This is a genomic window from [Mycobacterium] fortunisiensis (genome assembly GCF_019050325.1).
Classification (GTDB): domain Bacteria; phylum Actinomycetota; class Actinomycetes; order Mycobacteriales; family Mycobacteriaceae; genus Mycobacterium; species Mycobacterium fortunisiensis.
Genome location: NZ_VOMB01000016.1, coordinates 1 through 15,563, shown reverse-complemented (window position 1 = coordinate 15,563; position 15,563 = coordinate 1). Strand labels below are relative to the sequence as shown.

Sequence of the window (15,563 nt, the reverse complement as noted above, 5' to 3'; positions counted from 1 at the left end):
GACGAGAACCCCGCCACCGGATCGTCAGCGTCAGGAAGGCCCGTGGTGACCGAGCAGCTCGACCGACGAGCAGAGCTGACCCGTCTCCAGATTCTGCAGGCGGCGGCGAGACAGTTCGCCCATACGCCGTACAACCTGGTCAGCCTTGACGACATCCTGGCCGATGCCACGGTCACCAAAGGCGCGCTGTACTTCCATTTCCGCTCCAAGCACGCCCTCGCGGTCTCGATCGTCGAGTATCGGACCGCCCTGGCGCATCAGTCGGTCGAGGACATTCTGGCCCGCAACCTGTCGGGGGCGGAGACGCTGTTCGACCTGTGCTGTCTGGTGGCCGCCGAGGACATCGGCAACCCGATGGCGCGTGCCTGCCTGAACCTCGTCGAGTCGATCGGACGGACTGACGGGCTGGGAGCGCGCGTGCTGGATTCCTGGGTGCGCGGCTATGCCGACGTCGCCAAACGGGCCATCGGGGAAGGCGATTTCACCACCGAAACCGACCCGGAGGCAGTCTCCCGGTTACTGGTGTCGACACACCTGGGCACCCGCCAGATCCGCGACCTCGATGATCCCGTGCAGTTCCTCACCGATCTCGAGCACAGTTGGCGGCTGGCACTTCCGGGGTTCGTCGTGCCGCCGCGGCTCGGCTATCTGGAGCAGTTCATCCGGCGACGCACCGCGGTGGGCATCAAGAAGGCCGCACCGCTGCGCCCGCACGGATCCGGGGAGACCTGATGGCACGCCAGGCGCGATCCGAGCTGACCCGGCAGAAGATCATCGCCGCCGCCGTCGACCTGTTCAATGAACGTGGCTATCCGGCAACCGGTCTCGGCGACATCATCACGCGCGCGGAGATGACCAAAGGCGCGCTGTACTACCACTTCGATTCCAAGGAGTCCCTGGCCGAGGCGATCATCGACGAGGGCGGCGCAGCCATGCTCGGGGTGTTCCGGACGATCACCGGATCGTCCTCGCCGGCGTTGGAGAACACCATCCACGGACTGTTCGTAGTGGCCGACTTCACCCGTTCGGATCAGGTCGCGCAGATCGGCATGCAACTGCTGCGCACCTTCAGCGGGATCAATGCGGCGGCCGGCCGCGTCTACACCAGCTGGCTCGACGAACTCACCGCGCAGTTGATCCAGGCCGCCGACGAGGGTGACCTGGAGGATCACCTCGACGCGGCGGGTGTCGCCGAGGTGATCCTGGGGTCCATGCTGGGCGCCGAGGCACTCTCGCGGGCCACCGCCAAGGGCACCGATCTGCGCGAACGGGTGGCCCGCTCCTGGGAGCTGTTATTGCCCGCGATCGTCCGCGACGAATCGCTGGGCTACTTCCGTGAGTTCCTCGACCGCGAATCGCTGCGGCCGACCCGCGCCGCGGGTTGACGTCAAAGCCGGGCTGTCACACTAGATTTCGTCGACCCACAGCTGCTCGGTGAGATCCTGAAACGTCGCCAGCGCCACCGGGTCGTCGCCACGCAGCAGCGCGGACTTGCTCATCCGCGCCCGCACGATCGATCCGTCACGGTGGACCAGATCGACAAGCAACCCGGCATTGGCCCGCATCACCGACACCGCCGACCCGTCGGCGGGCAGCGAGTGGAACACCTCAGCAAACGGCATGTCGGTGACGGCGTCGGCGTCGCGACCGACCATCTCCCCGAACGCGGTGTTGGCGAACAGGACGGTGCCGTCTTCGGCGATCGCCAACACCGGCACCGGGAAGCGCTCCAGCATCACCAGCGCGGGCATGTTCTGCAGCAACGCCATCGGCGATTGGGGATCCTGATCGGTATGACCGGTTTGGCGACGCTCCACGTCCCCATTATCGCCGGTGACCCGGGCCAGGCTCACACGACACCCAGCAACGCCGGATAACGCCGGTGCGGCGACCGGCAGGACACGCAACTCCGGGGTGGCCTGCACCACTTGACTAACTAGGTTTACTCTGTGGGGCGAACACCAGTAGACAGGGGCAGGCATGGACCTGAAGTGGTCGAAGACCGACCAGGAATTCCGCGACGAGGTTCGCGACTTTCTCGCCAAGAATCTGACTCCGGAGCTCCGCCGCGCCGGCCGGCTGATGACCAGCGTCTACGCCGATCACGAGGCCAGCATGGCCTGGCAGCAGATCCTGCACGAGCGTGGCTGGGCGGCGCCGGCCTGGCCGGTCGAACACGGCGGCTGCGACTGGAGCCTGACGCAGCACTACATCTTCAGCCGCGAATCGACGCTGTCCGGTGCCCCGTCGTTGTCCCCCATGGGTATCCGGATGGTGGCCCACGCCATCATCAAGTTCGGCACCCAGGCACAGAAGGACTACTTCCTGCCCGGCATCCTCACCGGCGAGGTGTTCTTCTGCCAGGGCTACTCCGAGCCCGAGGCCGGCTCGGACCTGGCCGCGCTGTCGATGGCCGCGGTGTCCGATGGTGACGACCTGGTCTGTACCGGCAGCAAGATCTGGACCACCCACGCCCAGGAAGCCAACTGGATGTTCGCGCTGGTGCGCACCACCCGCGGCGCCAAGAAGCAGCAGGGCATCACGTTCGTGCTGATCGACATGACCTCCCCCGGTATCGAGATCCGGCCACTGGTCATGACGTCCGGCGAAGAGGTCCAGAACCAGGTCTTCTTCGACGAGGTCCGGGTCCCGAAGTCGAACGTGATCGGCACGATCGACGACGGCTGGACCGTGGCCAAGTATCTGCTGGAGTTCGAGCGCGGTGGGGGTGCCAACGCGCCGGCACTGCAGGTGCTGGGCGATGAAATCTCGGCGGTCGCCACCGAAATGCCCGGACCGGGCGGTGGCCTCCTGATCGACGATCCAGGCTTCAGCCGCCGGCTCGCAGACGCCCGGCTCCGCACCGACGTGTTGGAAATCCTGGAATACCAGGTGCTGGCGGCAGCGGCCGAGGGCGGCCACCCCGGCACCGCCTCGTCGATGCTGAAGATCCTCAGCACCGAACTGAGCCAAACCCTGACCGAACTGTCCATGGAGGCTGCCGGTCCACTCGGACGCGCCTACCAACCGCACGCCACCTGCCCGGGCGGCCCGGTGGCCGAGTACGAGCCGCCGGCCGACGGCTATCACAGCGGAGCGCCGTGGCAGGCCGTCGCCCCGCTGCGCTACTTCAACGACCGGGCCGGCTCAATCTATGCCGGTAGCAACGAAATTCAGCGAAACATCCTCGCCAAGGCAGAACTGGGGCTCTGATGGACTTCAACCTGACCAACGAACAGGAACTGCTGCGCGACGGGCTGACCAAGTTCTTGGCCAGTCGTTATGACCTGGCCTCCAGCCGCGCGGCAGCCAAGACCGGGCCGGGATGGCAGCCCGAGATCTGGCGCGGATTCGCCGACGAACTGGGCATCCTGGGCGCCACCCTGCCCGAAGCGGCCGGCGGCATCGGCGGCGGACCGGTCGAAACCATGATCATCGCCGAGGCATTGGGCCACGCCCTGGTGATCGAGCCGTTCGTGGACGCCGTGGTGGTGGCCGGCGGACTGCTGCACCGGTCCGGTGACGCGGCGGCCGCGGCCCTGCTGGAGGACGTCGTCGCGGGGTCGGCCGTCGTGGCCCTGGCGGCCACCGAGCCGACCTCCGGGTACAACCTGCGCGACGTGTCCACCACCGCCCGTCGCGACGGTGACGAGTGGGTGCTCACCGGCTCGAAGGTGATGGCCGTCAGCGCGCCGTTGGCCGGCCACCTGTTGGTGACGGCACGTACCTCGGGGGAACGTGCCGACACCGACGGGATCTCCCTGTTCCTGGTCGACACCTCCACGCTGACAACAGGATTCACCGCGCACCAGTACCGCACGGTCGACGACCGCCGGGCCTCGGACCTGACCTTCGAGAACGTCCGACTGCCGGCCGGGGCACTCTTGGGCGCCGAGGGCCAGGCCTGGGCGTCACTCGAACTGGCCCGCGATGAAGGCGCCGCGGCGGTGTGCGCCGAGGCCGTGGGCGGCATGCGCAAGGTGCTGGCCGACACGGTCGAGTACTGCAAACAACGCCAGCAGTTCGGCCTGCCGATCGGCAGCTTCCAGGCGCTGCAGCACCGCATGGTCGACATGCACATGGAGGTCGAACAGGCTTCGGCCGCGGTCTATCTCGCCGTGCTGAACCTCGATGCCGAACCCGCGCAACGGGCCAAGGCGGTTTCGGCGGCCAAGGCCACCATCGGCCGGGCAGCACGGTTCGTCGGACAGAACTCCGTGCAGTTGCACGGCGGCATGGGTATGACCGAGGAACTCGCGATCGGGCACTACTTCAAGCGCCTCACCGCGGTTCAGTACGAGTTCGGCTCGAGCGACTACCACGTCGGCCGTTACGCGGAGCTGACCCGTGCCTGAGGTCGGTCCTGAGCGCGGACCTGAAGGGCCGCACCCGCGCCGAGGCTGAATCCAGGGACGAAATCGGCGGTGATTTCGTCCCTGGATTCAGTTTCGGTGTTTCAGAGCCCGCTCATCTGGTGTTGATGAGCCGGGCCACCCCGCGCATCACCGCGCGGGTCGCTTGGTGTCTCACCTGATCCAACGGGGACGGACTCGGCGGTGCCGGAGCGATACCGAGCCGTGGAAACAACGCCAGGGCATTGGTCCGGTCGATCTCGTTGTGTGCCTGGGCGTTCAGCCCGGCGTAGGTGTCCAGGCCCGCGGCGAACAGCTGGCTTGCGGGCAGCGGGGCGAACGGCCAATCGGAACCGAAGGTGATGTGGCCGGGCTTGGCGAACGCCAGCAGGGTGGGTAACGCGGCGGCGCTGGACGACAGCGCGGTGTCGAAGTAGAAGCTCGCGAAGTCGTCGAGACTGTCGGCCGGGCTGCGGCCGGTATCCCCCATGATGGCCACCGCCATCCGGTGCGAGGCATACGGCACGAACCCGCCGGCGTGGCTGAGGATGAATTTGATGTTCGGGTACTTGCGCCGTACCCCGTTACGCACCAACAGGTACGCCGCACGGGTGGTGTCGAGCAGAAAATCCGCGGCGAACGGAACCACACCGGGCACCGCCGGACCGGGCAGGTCCGCCGGGTGGATGAACACCACCGCGGACCGGGCGTCGAGAGCAGCCCATAGGTCGTCCTGGCCGTCCTCTCCGAGATAGGTTCCGGAATTGTTGGCCAGCAACACGATGCCGTCGGCGTTGAGCTGGTCGAGTGCACGCACCGACTCGGCGACAGCAGCGTCGACATGGGGCATCGGCACGGTGGCGAAGAATCCGAACCGGTCCGGCCGGGATGCCACCAGCTCGGCACCGTAGTCGTTGACGTCGGTGGCCAGTGCGGCGGCGTCGGCGGGGTTCTGCAAGAAGGTCGTTCCCGGGGTGGAGACCGACAGCACCGCGGTGGCGACGTCGAGTTCGGCCATGGTGTGCAATGAGCCTTCCGGGCTCCAGTCGGGCATCGCCCGCCCGCCGGCCTCGTCAATACCGGCCTGCTGCAACGCCTTTCGGTAGATGGGCGGAATCATATGGTGATGGGTGTCGATGCGGTTCATGATTTCCTCCCTAGTTGTCGGCGATGCCGGCACCGGCCAGTGCCACGACGCTGTCCTCACGCCGCAGCAGCGAGCGGGCCCCGGTCTTGAACTGGGCGAGCTTGTCGATGATCGTCTGCCCTTCCGGAGTGTGGCCCCAGATGCTGATGCCCTGGTGGGTGGTGGGCTCCCAGGTCGTCTCGTCGACGACCAGAGGATTCCACCCCACCTCCCATTCAAACCCCGATGGGGTCATCGCGTAATAGGACAGTTCCCGATCGTTGGTGTGCTGCCCGACTCCCAGCGCCATACCGAAACCGAGTTCCTTGATCCGCTGGTAGGACGTGGTCATATCGTCGAGGTCGGCGACCTGGATGTTGAGGTGCTGGACGCGGGTGCGGATCGGGTTGACGGGCAGGCGGTTCACCGAGGCGATGGCCACCGAGTGGTGGCGCTGGTTGACCCGCAGGAACCGGATCTTGACCTTGACGCCGCTGATCGTCTCGTCGATGAAATCGGACAGTCGGGCATCGAACACGGTGTTGTAGTAGCCCCGCATCTGTTGCGGCTTCTTCGTGGTGATCGCGACGTGCCCGATACCGCAGTCACCGGTCACGAACCCGCCGCGCACGGTCATCCGCAGTGGTGTGACGGCGGAGCAGGCCCGGGTGAAGATCTCCTGCGTCAACCCGTTGGGGCCAGGGAACCGCACGAGCCGCTCCACTCCACGCAGCGCGGCCTCTTCCGCGCTTCCCTCGCTGACCGGCACGCCGTGCCGCACGACACGTCCGACGATGTCGTCGAACGTGTCGTGATCGTCGATCTGCCACCCGAGCGCCGTGACATCCTCGGCCGGTCCGCGTTGCAGCAGAAACCGGCACTGATTCTCGTCGAGCCGGAACCGAAGGACATCGGGCAGTGCGTCGTCGACGTGTAGGCCAACGCCGTCGCGGCCGAAACACCGCCAATCGCCGAACTTCTCGGTTTCGATGACGACATAGCCGAGGTGGACGTTGCCGAACACGCTAGACATGCGCGAGCTTCGAGTTCTGGCCGAGAAACTCGGTGACGAGTTCATTGAAGAACTCGGAACGCTCCCACTGCATCCAGTGGCCGGTGTGCGAGGTCATCACCAGTTCGGCGTTCGGCATGGCGTTGAGCAGCATCGGGCCACCGGCCGGCCGGTTCACCTTGTCGTCACGGCCCCACAGGATCAGCGTGGGGGTCTGCAGGTGCTTGAGCCGGCGGTCGCGGGTGAGGTCCATGCGCCACAGCGTGCGCAAGGCCTTCGGTCCCGACGGCCGGGTCAACGGTGGATCGGCGACCACCTCGGGATCGACGGACGCTCGGTACCGCAGGTCGATCAGCTCGTCGGGCACCGAACTGCCGTCGTATACCAGATAATTGCGGATGAAGGTGCCCAGCTTCTCACGGCTGGGACCGCCACCGGTGTAGTAGGACAGCAGGCTGCCCAGACCCGCGGTCGGCAAGCCGCGAGTGGTGCCGATACCGCCGGGGCCCATCAGCACCAGCTTGCCGACGCGGTGCGGGGCGTCCAGCGCCAACCGCAATGCCGCTGCGCCGCCGTAGGAATTGCCGATCAGATGCGCTGTCTCGATGCCCAGTTCGTCGAGCAGACCACGGATCATGTCGGCGAGGAACCCGAACGGATCAGCCTTGTCGATCCCCTTGGCCGAGCGCCCATAGCCGGGCATATCCGGCACGATGACCCGGAAATGCGCCGCGAGAGCCTCGATATTGCGGCCGTAGTTGGACACCCCCGAGGCACCGGGGCCGCCACCGTGCAGCATGACTACCGCGGGTCCGGTGCCGGCTTCGGCGTAGAAGATGGCCCGGCCAGCGACTGTCACGGTGTGTTCGGTGACTGCGGTGGTGGTCATGTGTGAGCTCCAGTTCTGGTCGGTGCCAGCTCGTAGCCGGCCGGTGGCGCGGGTAACCGCTGCCCGGATTCGGCTGCGGCGTAGATGAATCCGTCGGGACGCAGCACCACGGCTGCGGCCTTCTTTTGCTGCAGCCAGGCGATGAGCATGCCGTCTATGTCGCCGATCGCTCCGGGCCCCACGGCGTCCCCGGAACCGGCCAACGCGATGGCAGGCACGCCCAGCTCGGTCCAGGCCCGCACGCCTGCAGGGGCGACTCCGGTGTGCAGCACCGTCCATCGCCCGGCCACCACGTCGTCGAGGCGAACTGTTGTGCCCGCGTCGTCGGTGACCCATGGCTGCGGGATTTGCCAGCCGACCGCACGATTTCCGGGCCGGATGAAGAACCCCTCGTCGTAGCGCGCGTCCGGGATCCAGTAGAGCTTCTGACCGCCGCGCAGCACCCCGGGCAGCTTGGTCAGCGCCCGGAGGGCGTGGTTACGGACGGCGGCGATCACCCGGTTGCGCTCGGTGATCACGCGGCCGACGAGACAGGCGCGGCGGGTTACTTCGACAACGTGTGGTTTGCGTTCGGCCTCATAGGAATCCAGGAGGGTATCGGGCGCCCGGCCGGCCAGCACCGCGGCGAGCTTCCAGCAAAGGTTGGCCGCATCGCGCACGCCGGCCGACATGCCCTGGCCGATCCACGGCGGCATGGCGTGCGCGGCGTCGCCGGCCAGGAAGATGCGGCCCACCCGCCAGCGGTCGGCCACCCGGACGTGGTGGCTGTAGACCACCGCCCGCAGGATCTCGACGTTCTCGCGAGTGATGCCCTGATCCTCCAGCACCTTCCAGATCTCGGGTTCGCTGACCAGTTTCTGCTCGTCCTCACCGGCCCGGGCCGGGTACTCCCAGCGGTGGTGCCCCAGTGGCGTCGGACAATCGACGGTGGGACGGTCCGGATTGCAGTGGAACCGAAGCCGGTCGTGGGCATCCCATTCGGTGAGCACCTTGGTGTCGATGACGACCCATCGTTCGGCGTAGGTGTTGCCCGCATACCCGATGCCCAGCTGGCCGCGTGTCGGTGAGGACCCGCCGTCGGCGGCGATGACGTAGGAGGCTCGAACCCTCTTGAAGGTGTCGGTGCGAAGGTCGGCGAGCATCAGCTCGACGTGATCCGATTTGGCCAGCACCCGTAAGCATTCGTGTTCGAGCAGCACCTCGACGGTGTCGAAGCGCTCCACCCCCTCGCGCAGGACATGGTCGACCGCGGGCTGATAGATGAACTGCTGAGCCGGGTGGCCCGAACCTCGCGCGAAGATCGTCGTCTCGATGAAGGGCACGCCATTGGCGTCGACGAACGCCGCGGGCCGGTCCGGCAGCGTGTCCTGCTGCAGTCGGTCCGTCAGACCGACCGACTGCCAGATGCGCAGCACCTCTTCATCGGTACTGATCGCCCGGGCCCTGCCATATACGTCCGGATCACGCTCGATGACGAGCACTTTCAATCCTTGTCGGCCCAACAGGTTGGCCGCAGTGGCGCCGGTGGGCCCATAGCCGATCACCGCCACGTCGTAGGGGTCTGCAGACACGGTGGCCTCATCTCGTCATCGAGGGTTGTCCTGTAGTGATCGCTACGGTAATGTAGCGATCACTACAGAGTCAAGAAGGAAAATGACGGGAGTTCTGATGCCCGCTGATGAGCAGCCCAAGCCGCGACGTCGCCGCCTCGATGGCGAGCAGTCGCGGGAACGGATTCTCGACGCCGCCACCGAAATCGCCGCCGAGCGCGGATATGAAGGCACCAGCATCGCGCTGGTCAGCAAGAAGTGCGGATTACCGGCCAGCTCGATCTACTGGCATTTCAAGGACAAGGACGACCTGATCGCGGCGGTGATCGAACGCAGCTTCGGTACCTGGCTGGCAGCCTGGCAGGTCCCGACCGACGGCACCACCGACGATCGCGCGGTAAGCGTGGGAACACAGGTCGCGAAGGCGCTACTGGATTCCCCCGACTTCATCCGGCTGGGTCTGATGCTGGCCCTTGAGCGGCGTCCAGTCGAACCCCGCGCGAGGGCGATGTTCCTCCAAGCGCGTGCGGAGGCGTTCCGCCAGTTGTCCGACACGATTCGGGACTGGACACCCGAACTCAGCGACGCCGACATCAACCAACTCGCCACCTACGCGTTGGCCGGCGCTGACGGGCTCTTCATCGCCAAGGAGATCGGCGGTGATTCGGTGGATCTGATCGCATTGTTCGAGTTGCACGCGCGCAATCTGATCGAGGCGGCCCGTCGGCTGGTCAACGACCGGGACAGCCGATGAGCCGCTATCCGGTCGCCATCGTCGGCTCGGGCAACATCGGCACGGATCTGATGATCAAGATCCTGCGCAGCGACGGGCCGCTGGCCGTGGCCGCCATAGCCGGCATCGACCCGCAGTCCGACGGTCTGGCGCGCGCGGCCCGCCTCGGGGTGCCCACCACGGCCGACGGTGTCGACGGACTGCTCGCAATGCCCGAATTCGCCGACGTCAAATTGGTTTTCGACGCCACCTCGGCGGGCGCGCATCGCGCCAACTGGGCCCGGCTGGCCGATCGCGGAGTCCGGATGATCGATCTCACCCCGGCCGCCGTCGGCCCCTACTGCGTTCCGGTGGTGAACATCGAGGAGCATCTCGACGCGCCCAACCTCAACATGGTGACCTGCGGCGGACAGGCCACTGTGCCGATCGTGGCCGCCGTCGCGCAAGCGGGCATCGTGTCGTACGCCGAGATCATCTCGTCCATCTCGTCGCGGTCGGCGGGTCCGGGAACTCGCGCCAACATCGACGAGTTCACCGAAACCACCTCTGCGGCACTGCACATCGTCGGCGGCGCACGGCGGAGCAAGGCGGTGATGATTCTCAACCCGGCCGACCCGCCGGTCCTGATGCGCAACACCGTGTACTGCCTCGTCGACGGTGACGCCGATCGGCACACCATCGAGAACGACGTCGTGGCCATGGCCGACAGGGTCAGCAGCTACGTCCCCGGATACCGGGTCAAACAACGGGTCCAGTTCGATACGTTCAGTGCCGCAAGGCCGCTGTACATCCCGGAAACCGGAAAGTTCAGCGGGACCCGGGTGACCGTGATGCTCGAAGTCACCGGCGCCGCGCATTACCTGCCCGCCTATGCAGGCAATCTCGACATCATGACCTCGGCTGCCAAAGCAACCGCCGAACACATCGCCGCCTCCGAAAGTGCCATCACACAATCATGATTCACGACTTGTACGTCAGCGACGTCACGCTGCGTGACGGCATGCACGCAGTGCGCCACCAGTACAGCCTCGACCAGGTGACCACCATCGCCGCCGCACTTGACGCCGCCGGTGTGGACTCCATCGAGGTCGCCCACGGCGACGGTCTCGGCGGATCGAGCTGCATCTACGGCTTTGGGGCGCACACCGACCTGGAGTGGATCGAAGCGGTCGCCGCGGCCGTACGCGACGCCCGGGTCGCAACGCTGTTGTTGCCCGGGGTCGGCAGCGTGCACAACCTCAAGGACGCCCACCGCGCCGGCGCCTCGGTCGTGCGCGTCGCCACCCACTGCACCGAAGCCGACATCTCGGCCCAGCACATCGCTGCCGCACGCGATCTCGGTATGGACACTGTCGGCTTCCTGATGATGAGCCACATGGCCACGCCGGCGAGGCTCGCCGGTCAGGCCGAACTCATGGAAAGCTACGGAGCCACGTGTGTTTACGTCGTCGACTCCGGTGGCGCCATGACCATGCGCGACATCGCCGACCGGGTGGACGCCCTCCGCGCGGTCCTGTCCCCCGCCACCGAGATCGGCATTCATGCTCATCACAATCTGTCGCTGGGCGTGGCCAATTCGATCGTCGCGGTCGAGCATGGCGCCAACCGGGTCGATGCGTCGCTGACCGGCATGGGCGCCGGAGCCGGCAACGCACCGCTCGAGGTGTTCGTCGCGGCCGCCGACAAACTGGGCTGGCGGCACGCCTGCGACCTGCATGCCCTGGAAGATGCCGCCGACGACATCGTGCGCCCCCTGCAGGACCGGCCGGTCCGGGTGGACCGCGAAACGCTCACGCTCGGATACGCCGGGGTGTACTCGAGCTTTCTGCGCCACGCCGAGGCCGCTGCCGAGCGCTACGGTGTCGACGCACGCTCGCTGCTCGAAGAGGCCGGTCGCCGCGGCATGGTCGGCGGCCAGGAAGACATGCTCGTCGACATCGCGCTCGATCTGACCGCGTCATAAGGCGGTTCGGGACACCGGATCGATCCTGGCGATCCGCACACCTCGCGATCCCGATCCGCGGAACCGAACCGGGCTCAGCGGCGCAACCCCGCGCTGAGCATCTCCTCGATCGACACGAATTTCACCCGCGGCCGCGCGGCCTGAACCCCGCGGTCGCGTTCGGCGGCATCGATCGCCCGCCAGCCCGGCCAGCTCAGCGGCTCGGCTCCGCGTGAGGTCAGCAGCGCCTCGAGCGAATCCCGGTCGGCGATATCCCGATTCAGCAGCCCGGCATCGAAATCTGCCCACATTTGCGTCACCGTTTGTTCGGCGCACAACCGGTTGGTGCCGATCACGCCGCGGGGCCCACGTTTGATCCAGCCGGTCACGTAGGTACCGGGTACGACACGGCCCGAGTCGTTGGGCACCGTTCCGGTGTCCTGGTCATACGGCAGGCCCGCGATGGGCAGGCCGCGGTAGCCGATCGACCGCAGGATCAATGGCGTCTCGATCACCTCGGTTCCTGCCTCGCCCGTGACCTCAAGTCCTTCAGCGTGATCGGTGCCCACGATGGCGGTGGGCGCGGCGCCGAAACGGAACACCACCCGCTTGTTTCCCGGTGTCGGGGTGCGCTGGGCATACTCGCGGGCGATGGCGAGTTTGAACGACGTCTCGACGTCGTCGTGCACGTCGTCGGCGGGAAGATCCGCCGGATCGACGATCACGTCGACGCCTTCCAGGTGCCCCAACGCCAGGAATTCTCCAGCCGAGAACGCAGCATGCTCGACGCCCCGCCGGCCCAAGATCACGACTTCCCGGATTGCGCTGTCGGCCAACGCATCCAGGGTGTGCTGAGCGATATCGGTGGCGGCCAGAGCGGCGCGGTCCATCAGCAGCACCCGGGCGACGTCGAGCGCAACGTTGCCGTTGCCCACGATGACCGCGCGCTCGCCCGACAGGTCGAACCGGTGCGCGGCGTGGTCGGGGTGGCCGTTGTACCAACCGACGAATTCGGCCGCGGCGTGGTGGCCGATGAGATCCTCGCCTTCGATTCCCAGTCGTCGACTGGTGGCCGCACCCACCGCGTAGATCACCGCGTGGTGGTGGGCCAGCAGCTCGTCATGGTTGATGGTGCGCCCGACCTCGACGTTGAAATGGCTGGCGGATCGTGGGCTGGTGAACACCCGCTCGAAGATGTCGACGACCGACTTGGTGTGTTGATGATCGGGCGCCACTCCCGCCCGGATCAGACCGAACGGCGTGGGCAGACGCTCGAACAGGTTGATCTCCACACCGTCGACATCGATCAACTCCGCTGCGGCGTAGCAGGCTGCCGGCCCCGACCCGACGATCGCCACCCGCAGCGACCCCGCCTCCACCCGTGCGCGGGACGTCGGCGCGGACACGGTGACCGGCTCGAGTGGATGCCGCTCGAAGTACGCGGCGTTGAGGTCCTTGAACCGCTGCAGCTCACCGGGCAGATCCTCTTCGTAGTGGATCGCGCCGACCGGGCACTCCTCGAAACAGGCGCCGCAGTCGATGCACGACTCCGGGTCGATGTAGAGCATCTCAGCCGACGCGGAATCCAGGCCGGCCTCGGCCGGGCGGATGCAGTCCACCGGACACACCGGAACACAGCTGGCGTCCTTGCAGCAGTTCTGCGTGATCACGTAAGCCATCGGACCTCTCCTTTCAGATCGCCACCCATCGTACTGGACACCTGTCCGGTTTCTCGAGTCGAAAGGACCACCTATCCACTCACCAGCAGTCGAACTGCGCAAATGACAGACCTGAAAATGTGTCGATACATGGGTTTTTAGGGAGCAATTGCCAATCGCTCGACCTGGCTATATCTTGGACACATGTCCAGGCCAGTGGTGGCTACGGTCACCCGCCTCCACGACGCCCAGTGCCAGCGCATCCGCACGCAGCGTCGTGTCTTCGGTGCAGCGACGCAACTACTCGATGCACACACCGACGTCTCGGTGCCGGCGCTGGCCGCGTGCGCGAAGATGGCGCCCGCCGCGCTGTACGCACATTTCCCCTCGATCGAGGTGGTGTTCGCCGAGTTGTACCTGGACCGGGTGATCCAGTTGCCGTTGGACATCGATCCCGCGGCCAGCAGCACCAGCCGAGTCGTCGAGCAGCTCACGGCACTCACGCTGTTGATGGCCGATGAGCCTCGGTTGGCGCGTGCCTGCACCCGAGCGCTGGTGAGCACCGACGACGAGATGGTCGAAGACGTCCGATCCCGGATCGCCGCCGAGGTCAATCGCCGGATCTCGACCGCGTTGGGCGGTGGCGCCTGGCCGGAGGTGCTCGCCACGTTGGAGTCGGTGTTCTGGGGTGCACTCCTACAGGCGCAGTCGGGCGCGATGAGCTATCGACAGATGGCCCGCCAGCTCGAGACCATGATCGCGCTGATCGTGCCCGGCGACTGAATCCTCCTGTGATTCAACAGGTGCCAGCCGGTGCCACCCACGCGTGTTCGAAATCCAATACCGTAGCTGCGATTTCGAAGTCCGCATCGTAGTGCACCACTGTCAACCGGTGTCGGCTCGCAATCACAGACGTCAGCAGGTCGGAAATGCCCACCGAGCGATGCCGGCCGGCTCGAGCCAATCGGAACTGCGCATCGAAGGCCAACTGCCAATGCTCATCGTCGGTGGGCAGGTACTCGTACGCATCGCGACGGTCGGCGCGCAATTGCGCATACTCGTCCGCCGACCGGGCGCTGAAGAGCGCCTCGGCGTCAAGTACTGCGCAGGTGGCCACCAGGCCTGCTTCGATCAACGGACGGAGTCTTTCCGAGACCTCGGGGCGTGACATCCGGGCGGCTGCGCTGGTGTCGATGAGGAAACGCGCCGTCAGCGCCATACCTCGTCCCTGTCGCGCTTCTCCGCCAGCGATGCCAAGCCGCCCGAAGCGAGCCAATCCGCCTGCCGCACACGGGCCGATCGGGTTGACGCGAACCGCAATGCCGATCGGACGGTGTCTGCAATCCCGGTGGTTTCGAGTTCGCGCTGCGCAGCGGCCAGCAATTCGTCATCGATGTCGATCAGACGCTTCGTCATAGAGACCTCCGGTATATACATCAGGCACTCTGAGTATATAGTCCGGATACTTGGCTGCAGGCTGACTCGAACTGGGCCCATTGGTTCGGCGTGGGACGAGTGGTTCCATTGGAGAGCGCATCGGCACTGACTTCCAGCCCGGGGTGCAGGGGTGACACAAGACTCGCTATCCGCATAATCGCGCCGGCCGGAGAATCTTCGAAGCTCTGGTACACCCGCTTGTGTATCCAATCTCGGCCGGCGATCACCCCGGCAGCAAGGTCCATCGCGGGTAGCCGCAGCTTGCCACCGCACTTCGCAACGTGTTCCTCATAGCGGTCGTCCCAGCACTCCGTCTGCCAGCCCGGCCAAAGCCCAGGAAGGCGGTCGAAGAGATCCTGCGGCTCATCCGTGTACCAGACCCCGACGCGTTGTCGTGCGACATCGATGTGCACGCCGCCCACCGGAATCTGGCCAAGCTTGAGGCGCGTCAAACCCTTGCCCGGCAAGAGCTTCAACATCGCTGGGCCGTGCCGTGCGGAACTGACGCCCCACCACAATGGCCAGAGGCGCACCTGTCCAGAGTTATCGGCCGCCGACACGACATGGCACAGGCCGCTGCGACCGCGAGCCAGTTTCAGGTTCGGAGGGTGCAGATCTCGATCTGCTCGCGGATCGGCTCCGACATACGCCGCAAGTTCCGCGGTGCCGCCGTAAGCCCATCCGACGGCATAGTCCGGCCACATCTTCGCCAACACCTCCATCATCGCGCGGCGAATAGGCATGTCGCACATTAATTCGTCACCGAAGAACAGCAACCGGCGGCGGTCGACATCTAGTGTCCTGAGTCATTAATTCGTCGGCAGTAGTTGGCGATGCTGGCCAGGATTTGGTCGGCGGTCTTGG

17 protein-coding genes are annotated in these 15,563 nt (G+C 66.2%); 8 read left to right on the top strand and 9 right to left on the bottom strand.

Going from position 1 to position 15,563, the window contains the following annotated elements; translation table 11 throughout:
* Positions 1-45 precede the first annotated feature (45 nt).
* Positions 46-732 (top strand): TetR family transcriptional regulator, encoded by a 687-nt coding sequence (locus tag FR943_RS10355; protein WP_308170523.1) that lies wholly within the window; start codon positions 46-48, stop codon positions 730-732.
* Positions 732-1,385 (top strand): ScbR family autoregulator-binding transcription factor, encoded by a 654-nt coding sequence (locus FR943_RS10350; RefSeq protein ID WP_217156624.1) that lies wholly within the window; start codon positions 732-734, stop codon positions 1,383-1,385. The genes FR943_RS10355 and FR943_RS10350 overlap by 1 nt, the downstream gene beginning before the upstream one ends.
* A 21-nt stretch (positions 1,386-1,406) precedes the next feature.
* Here FR943_RS10350 and FR943_RS10345 read toward each other — a convergent pair whose 3' ends face one another.
* A complete protein-coding gene (locus FR943_RS10345; protein ID WP_217158118.1) occupies positions 1,407-1,769 on the bottom strand; it encodes a PAS domain-containing protein in 363 nt (120 codons plus the stop codon).
* 211 nt (positions 1,770-1,980) lie between these two features.
* Here FR943_RS10345 and FR943_RS10340 point away from each other — a divergent pair, with 211 nt between their 5' ends.
* Together FR943_RS10340 and FR943_RS10335 are read left to right on the top strand one after the other, a co-directional pair.
* Positions 1,981-3,213, top strand: a complete 1,233-nt coding sequence (locus FR943_RS10340; protein ID WP_217156622.1) for an acyl-CoA dehydrogenase family protein — start codon at positions 1,981-1,983, stop codon at positions 3,211-3,213.
* Positions 3,213-4,355, top strand: coding sequence for an acyl-CoA dehydrogenase family protein (locus FR943_RS10335; RefSeq protein ID WP_217156620.1), 1,143 nt, complete (start codon positions 3,213-3,215; stop codon positions 4,353-4,355). The genes FR943_RS10340 and FR943_RS10335 overlap by 1 nt, the downstream gene beginning before the upstream one ends.
* Positions 4,356-4,467: 112 nt before the next feature.
* On the opposite strand, the gene FR943_RS10330 is transcribed toward FR943_RS10335, so the two are convergent.
* Genes FR943_RS10330 through FR943_RS10315 form a run of 4 tightly spaced genes read right to left on the bottom strand, consistent with a single transcriptional unit; the run spans position 4,468 to position 8,950 of the window.
* Positions 4,468-5,499, bottom strand: coding sequence for an amidohydrolase family protein (locus FR943_RS10330; RefSeq protein WP_217156618.1), 1,032 nt, complete (start codon positions 5,497-5,499; stop codon positions 4,468-4,470).
* Between the two features lie 10 nt (positions 5,500-5,509).
* Entirely contained in the window at positions 5,510-6,511 is a 1,002-nt protein-coding gene (locus tag FR943_RS10325) for a VOC family protein (RefSeq protein ID WP_217156616.1), read from the bottom strand.
* On the bottom strand, positions 6,504-7,379 hold the full coding sequence (locus tag FR943_RS10320; RefSeq protein ID WP_217156615.1) for an alpha/beta fold hydrolase: 876 nt from the start codon (positions 7,377-7,379) through the stop codon (positions 6,504-6,506). The genes FR943_RS10325 and FR943_RS10320 overlap by 8 nt, the downstream gene beginning before the upstream one ends.
* Positions 7,376-8,950 (bottom strand): bifunctional 3-(3-hydroxy-phenyl)propionate/3-hydroxycinnamic acid hydroxylase, encoded by a 1,575-nt coding sequence (locus FR943_RS10315; RefSeq protein WP_217156613.1) that lies wholly within the window; start codon positions 8,948-8,950, stop codon positions 7,376-7,378. Before FR943_RS10315 ends, FR943_RS10320 begins: the two co-directional genes overlap by 4 nt.
* Before the next feature lie 97 nt (positions 8,951-9,047).
* Between FR943_RS10315 and FR943_RS10310 the strand changes: the two genes are divergently transcribed.
* From FR943_RS10310 to dmpG, 3 genes are read left to right on the top strand one after another with little or no spacing between them, the layout of a single operon-like run.
* Entirely contained in the window at positions 9,048-9,683 is a 636-nt protein-coding gene (locus FR943_RS10310; protein WP_217158116.1) for a TetR/AcrR family transcriptional regulator, read from the top strand.
* Entirely contained in the window at positions 9,680-10,621 is a 942-nt protein-coding gene (locus FR943_RS10305; RefSeq protein ID WP_217156611.1) for an acetaldehyde dehydrogenase (acetylating), read from the top strand. The genes FR943_RS10310 and FR943_RS10305 overlap by 4 nt, the downstream gene beginning before the upstream one ends.
* On the top strand, positions 10,618-11,625 hold the full coding sequence (dmpG, locus tag FR943_RS10300) for a 4-hydroxy-2-oxovalerate aldolase (protein ID WP_217156610.1): 1,008 nt from the start codon (positions 10,618-10,620) through the stop codon (positions 11,623-11,625). The genes FR943_RS10305 and dmpG overlap by 4 nt, the downstream gene beginning before the upstream one ends.
* A 74-nt stretch (positions 11,626-11,699) precedes the next feature.
* Here the strand turns inward: dmpG and FR943_RS10295 are convergent, their stop codons facing one another.
* On the bottom strand, positions 11,700-13,283 hold the full coding sequence (locus FR943_RS10295; RefSeq protein ID WP_217156608.1) for an FAD-dependent oxidoreductase: 1,584 nt from the start codon (positions 13,281-13,283) through the stop codon (positions 11,700-11,702).
* A 183-nt stretch (positions 13,284-13,466) separates the two neighbouring features.
* On the opposite strand from FR943_RS10295, the gene FR943_RS10290 reads away from it, so the two are divergent.
* The gene (locus FR943_RS10290) at positions 13,467-14,045 is read left to right on the top strand and encodes a TetR family transcriptional regulator (protein WP_218045543.1); all 579 of its coding nucleotides are present in this window, start codon (positions 13,467-13,469) and stop codon (positions 14,043-14,045) included.
* A gap of 13 nt (positions 14,046-14,058) precedes the next feature.
* Here the strand turns inward: FR943_RS10290 and FR943_RS10285 are convergent, their stop codons facing one another.
* The 3 genes from FR943_RS10285 to FR943_RS26385 are packed head-to-tail and all read right to left on the bottom strand — an operon-like array spanning position 14,059 to position 15,475.
* Positions 14,059-14,481 carry a PIN domain-containing protein gene (locus FR943_RS10285; protein WP_217156606.1) on the bottom strand — a complete coding sequence of 141 codons (423 nt, stop codon included), beginning with the start codon at positions 14,479-14,481 and terminating at the stop codon, positions 14,059-14,061.
* Positions 14,472-14,678 (bottom strand): DUF2191 domain-containing protein, encoded by a 207-nt coding sequence (locus tag FR943_RS10280; RefSeq protein ID WP_076239604.1) that lies wholly within the window; start codon positions 14,676-14,678, stop codon positions 14,472-14,474. Before FR943_RS10280 ends, FR943_RS10285 begins: the two co-directional genes overlap by 10 nt.
* Positions 14,679-14,698: 20 nt before the next feature.
* On the bottom strand, positions 14,699-15,475 hold the full coding sequence (locus FR943_RS26385; protein WP_246584962.1) for a hypothetical protein: 777 nt from the start codon (positions 15,473-15,475) through the stop codon (positions 14,699-14,701).
* Positions 15,476-15,563 lie beyond the last annotated feature (88 nt).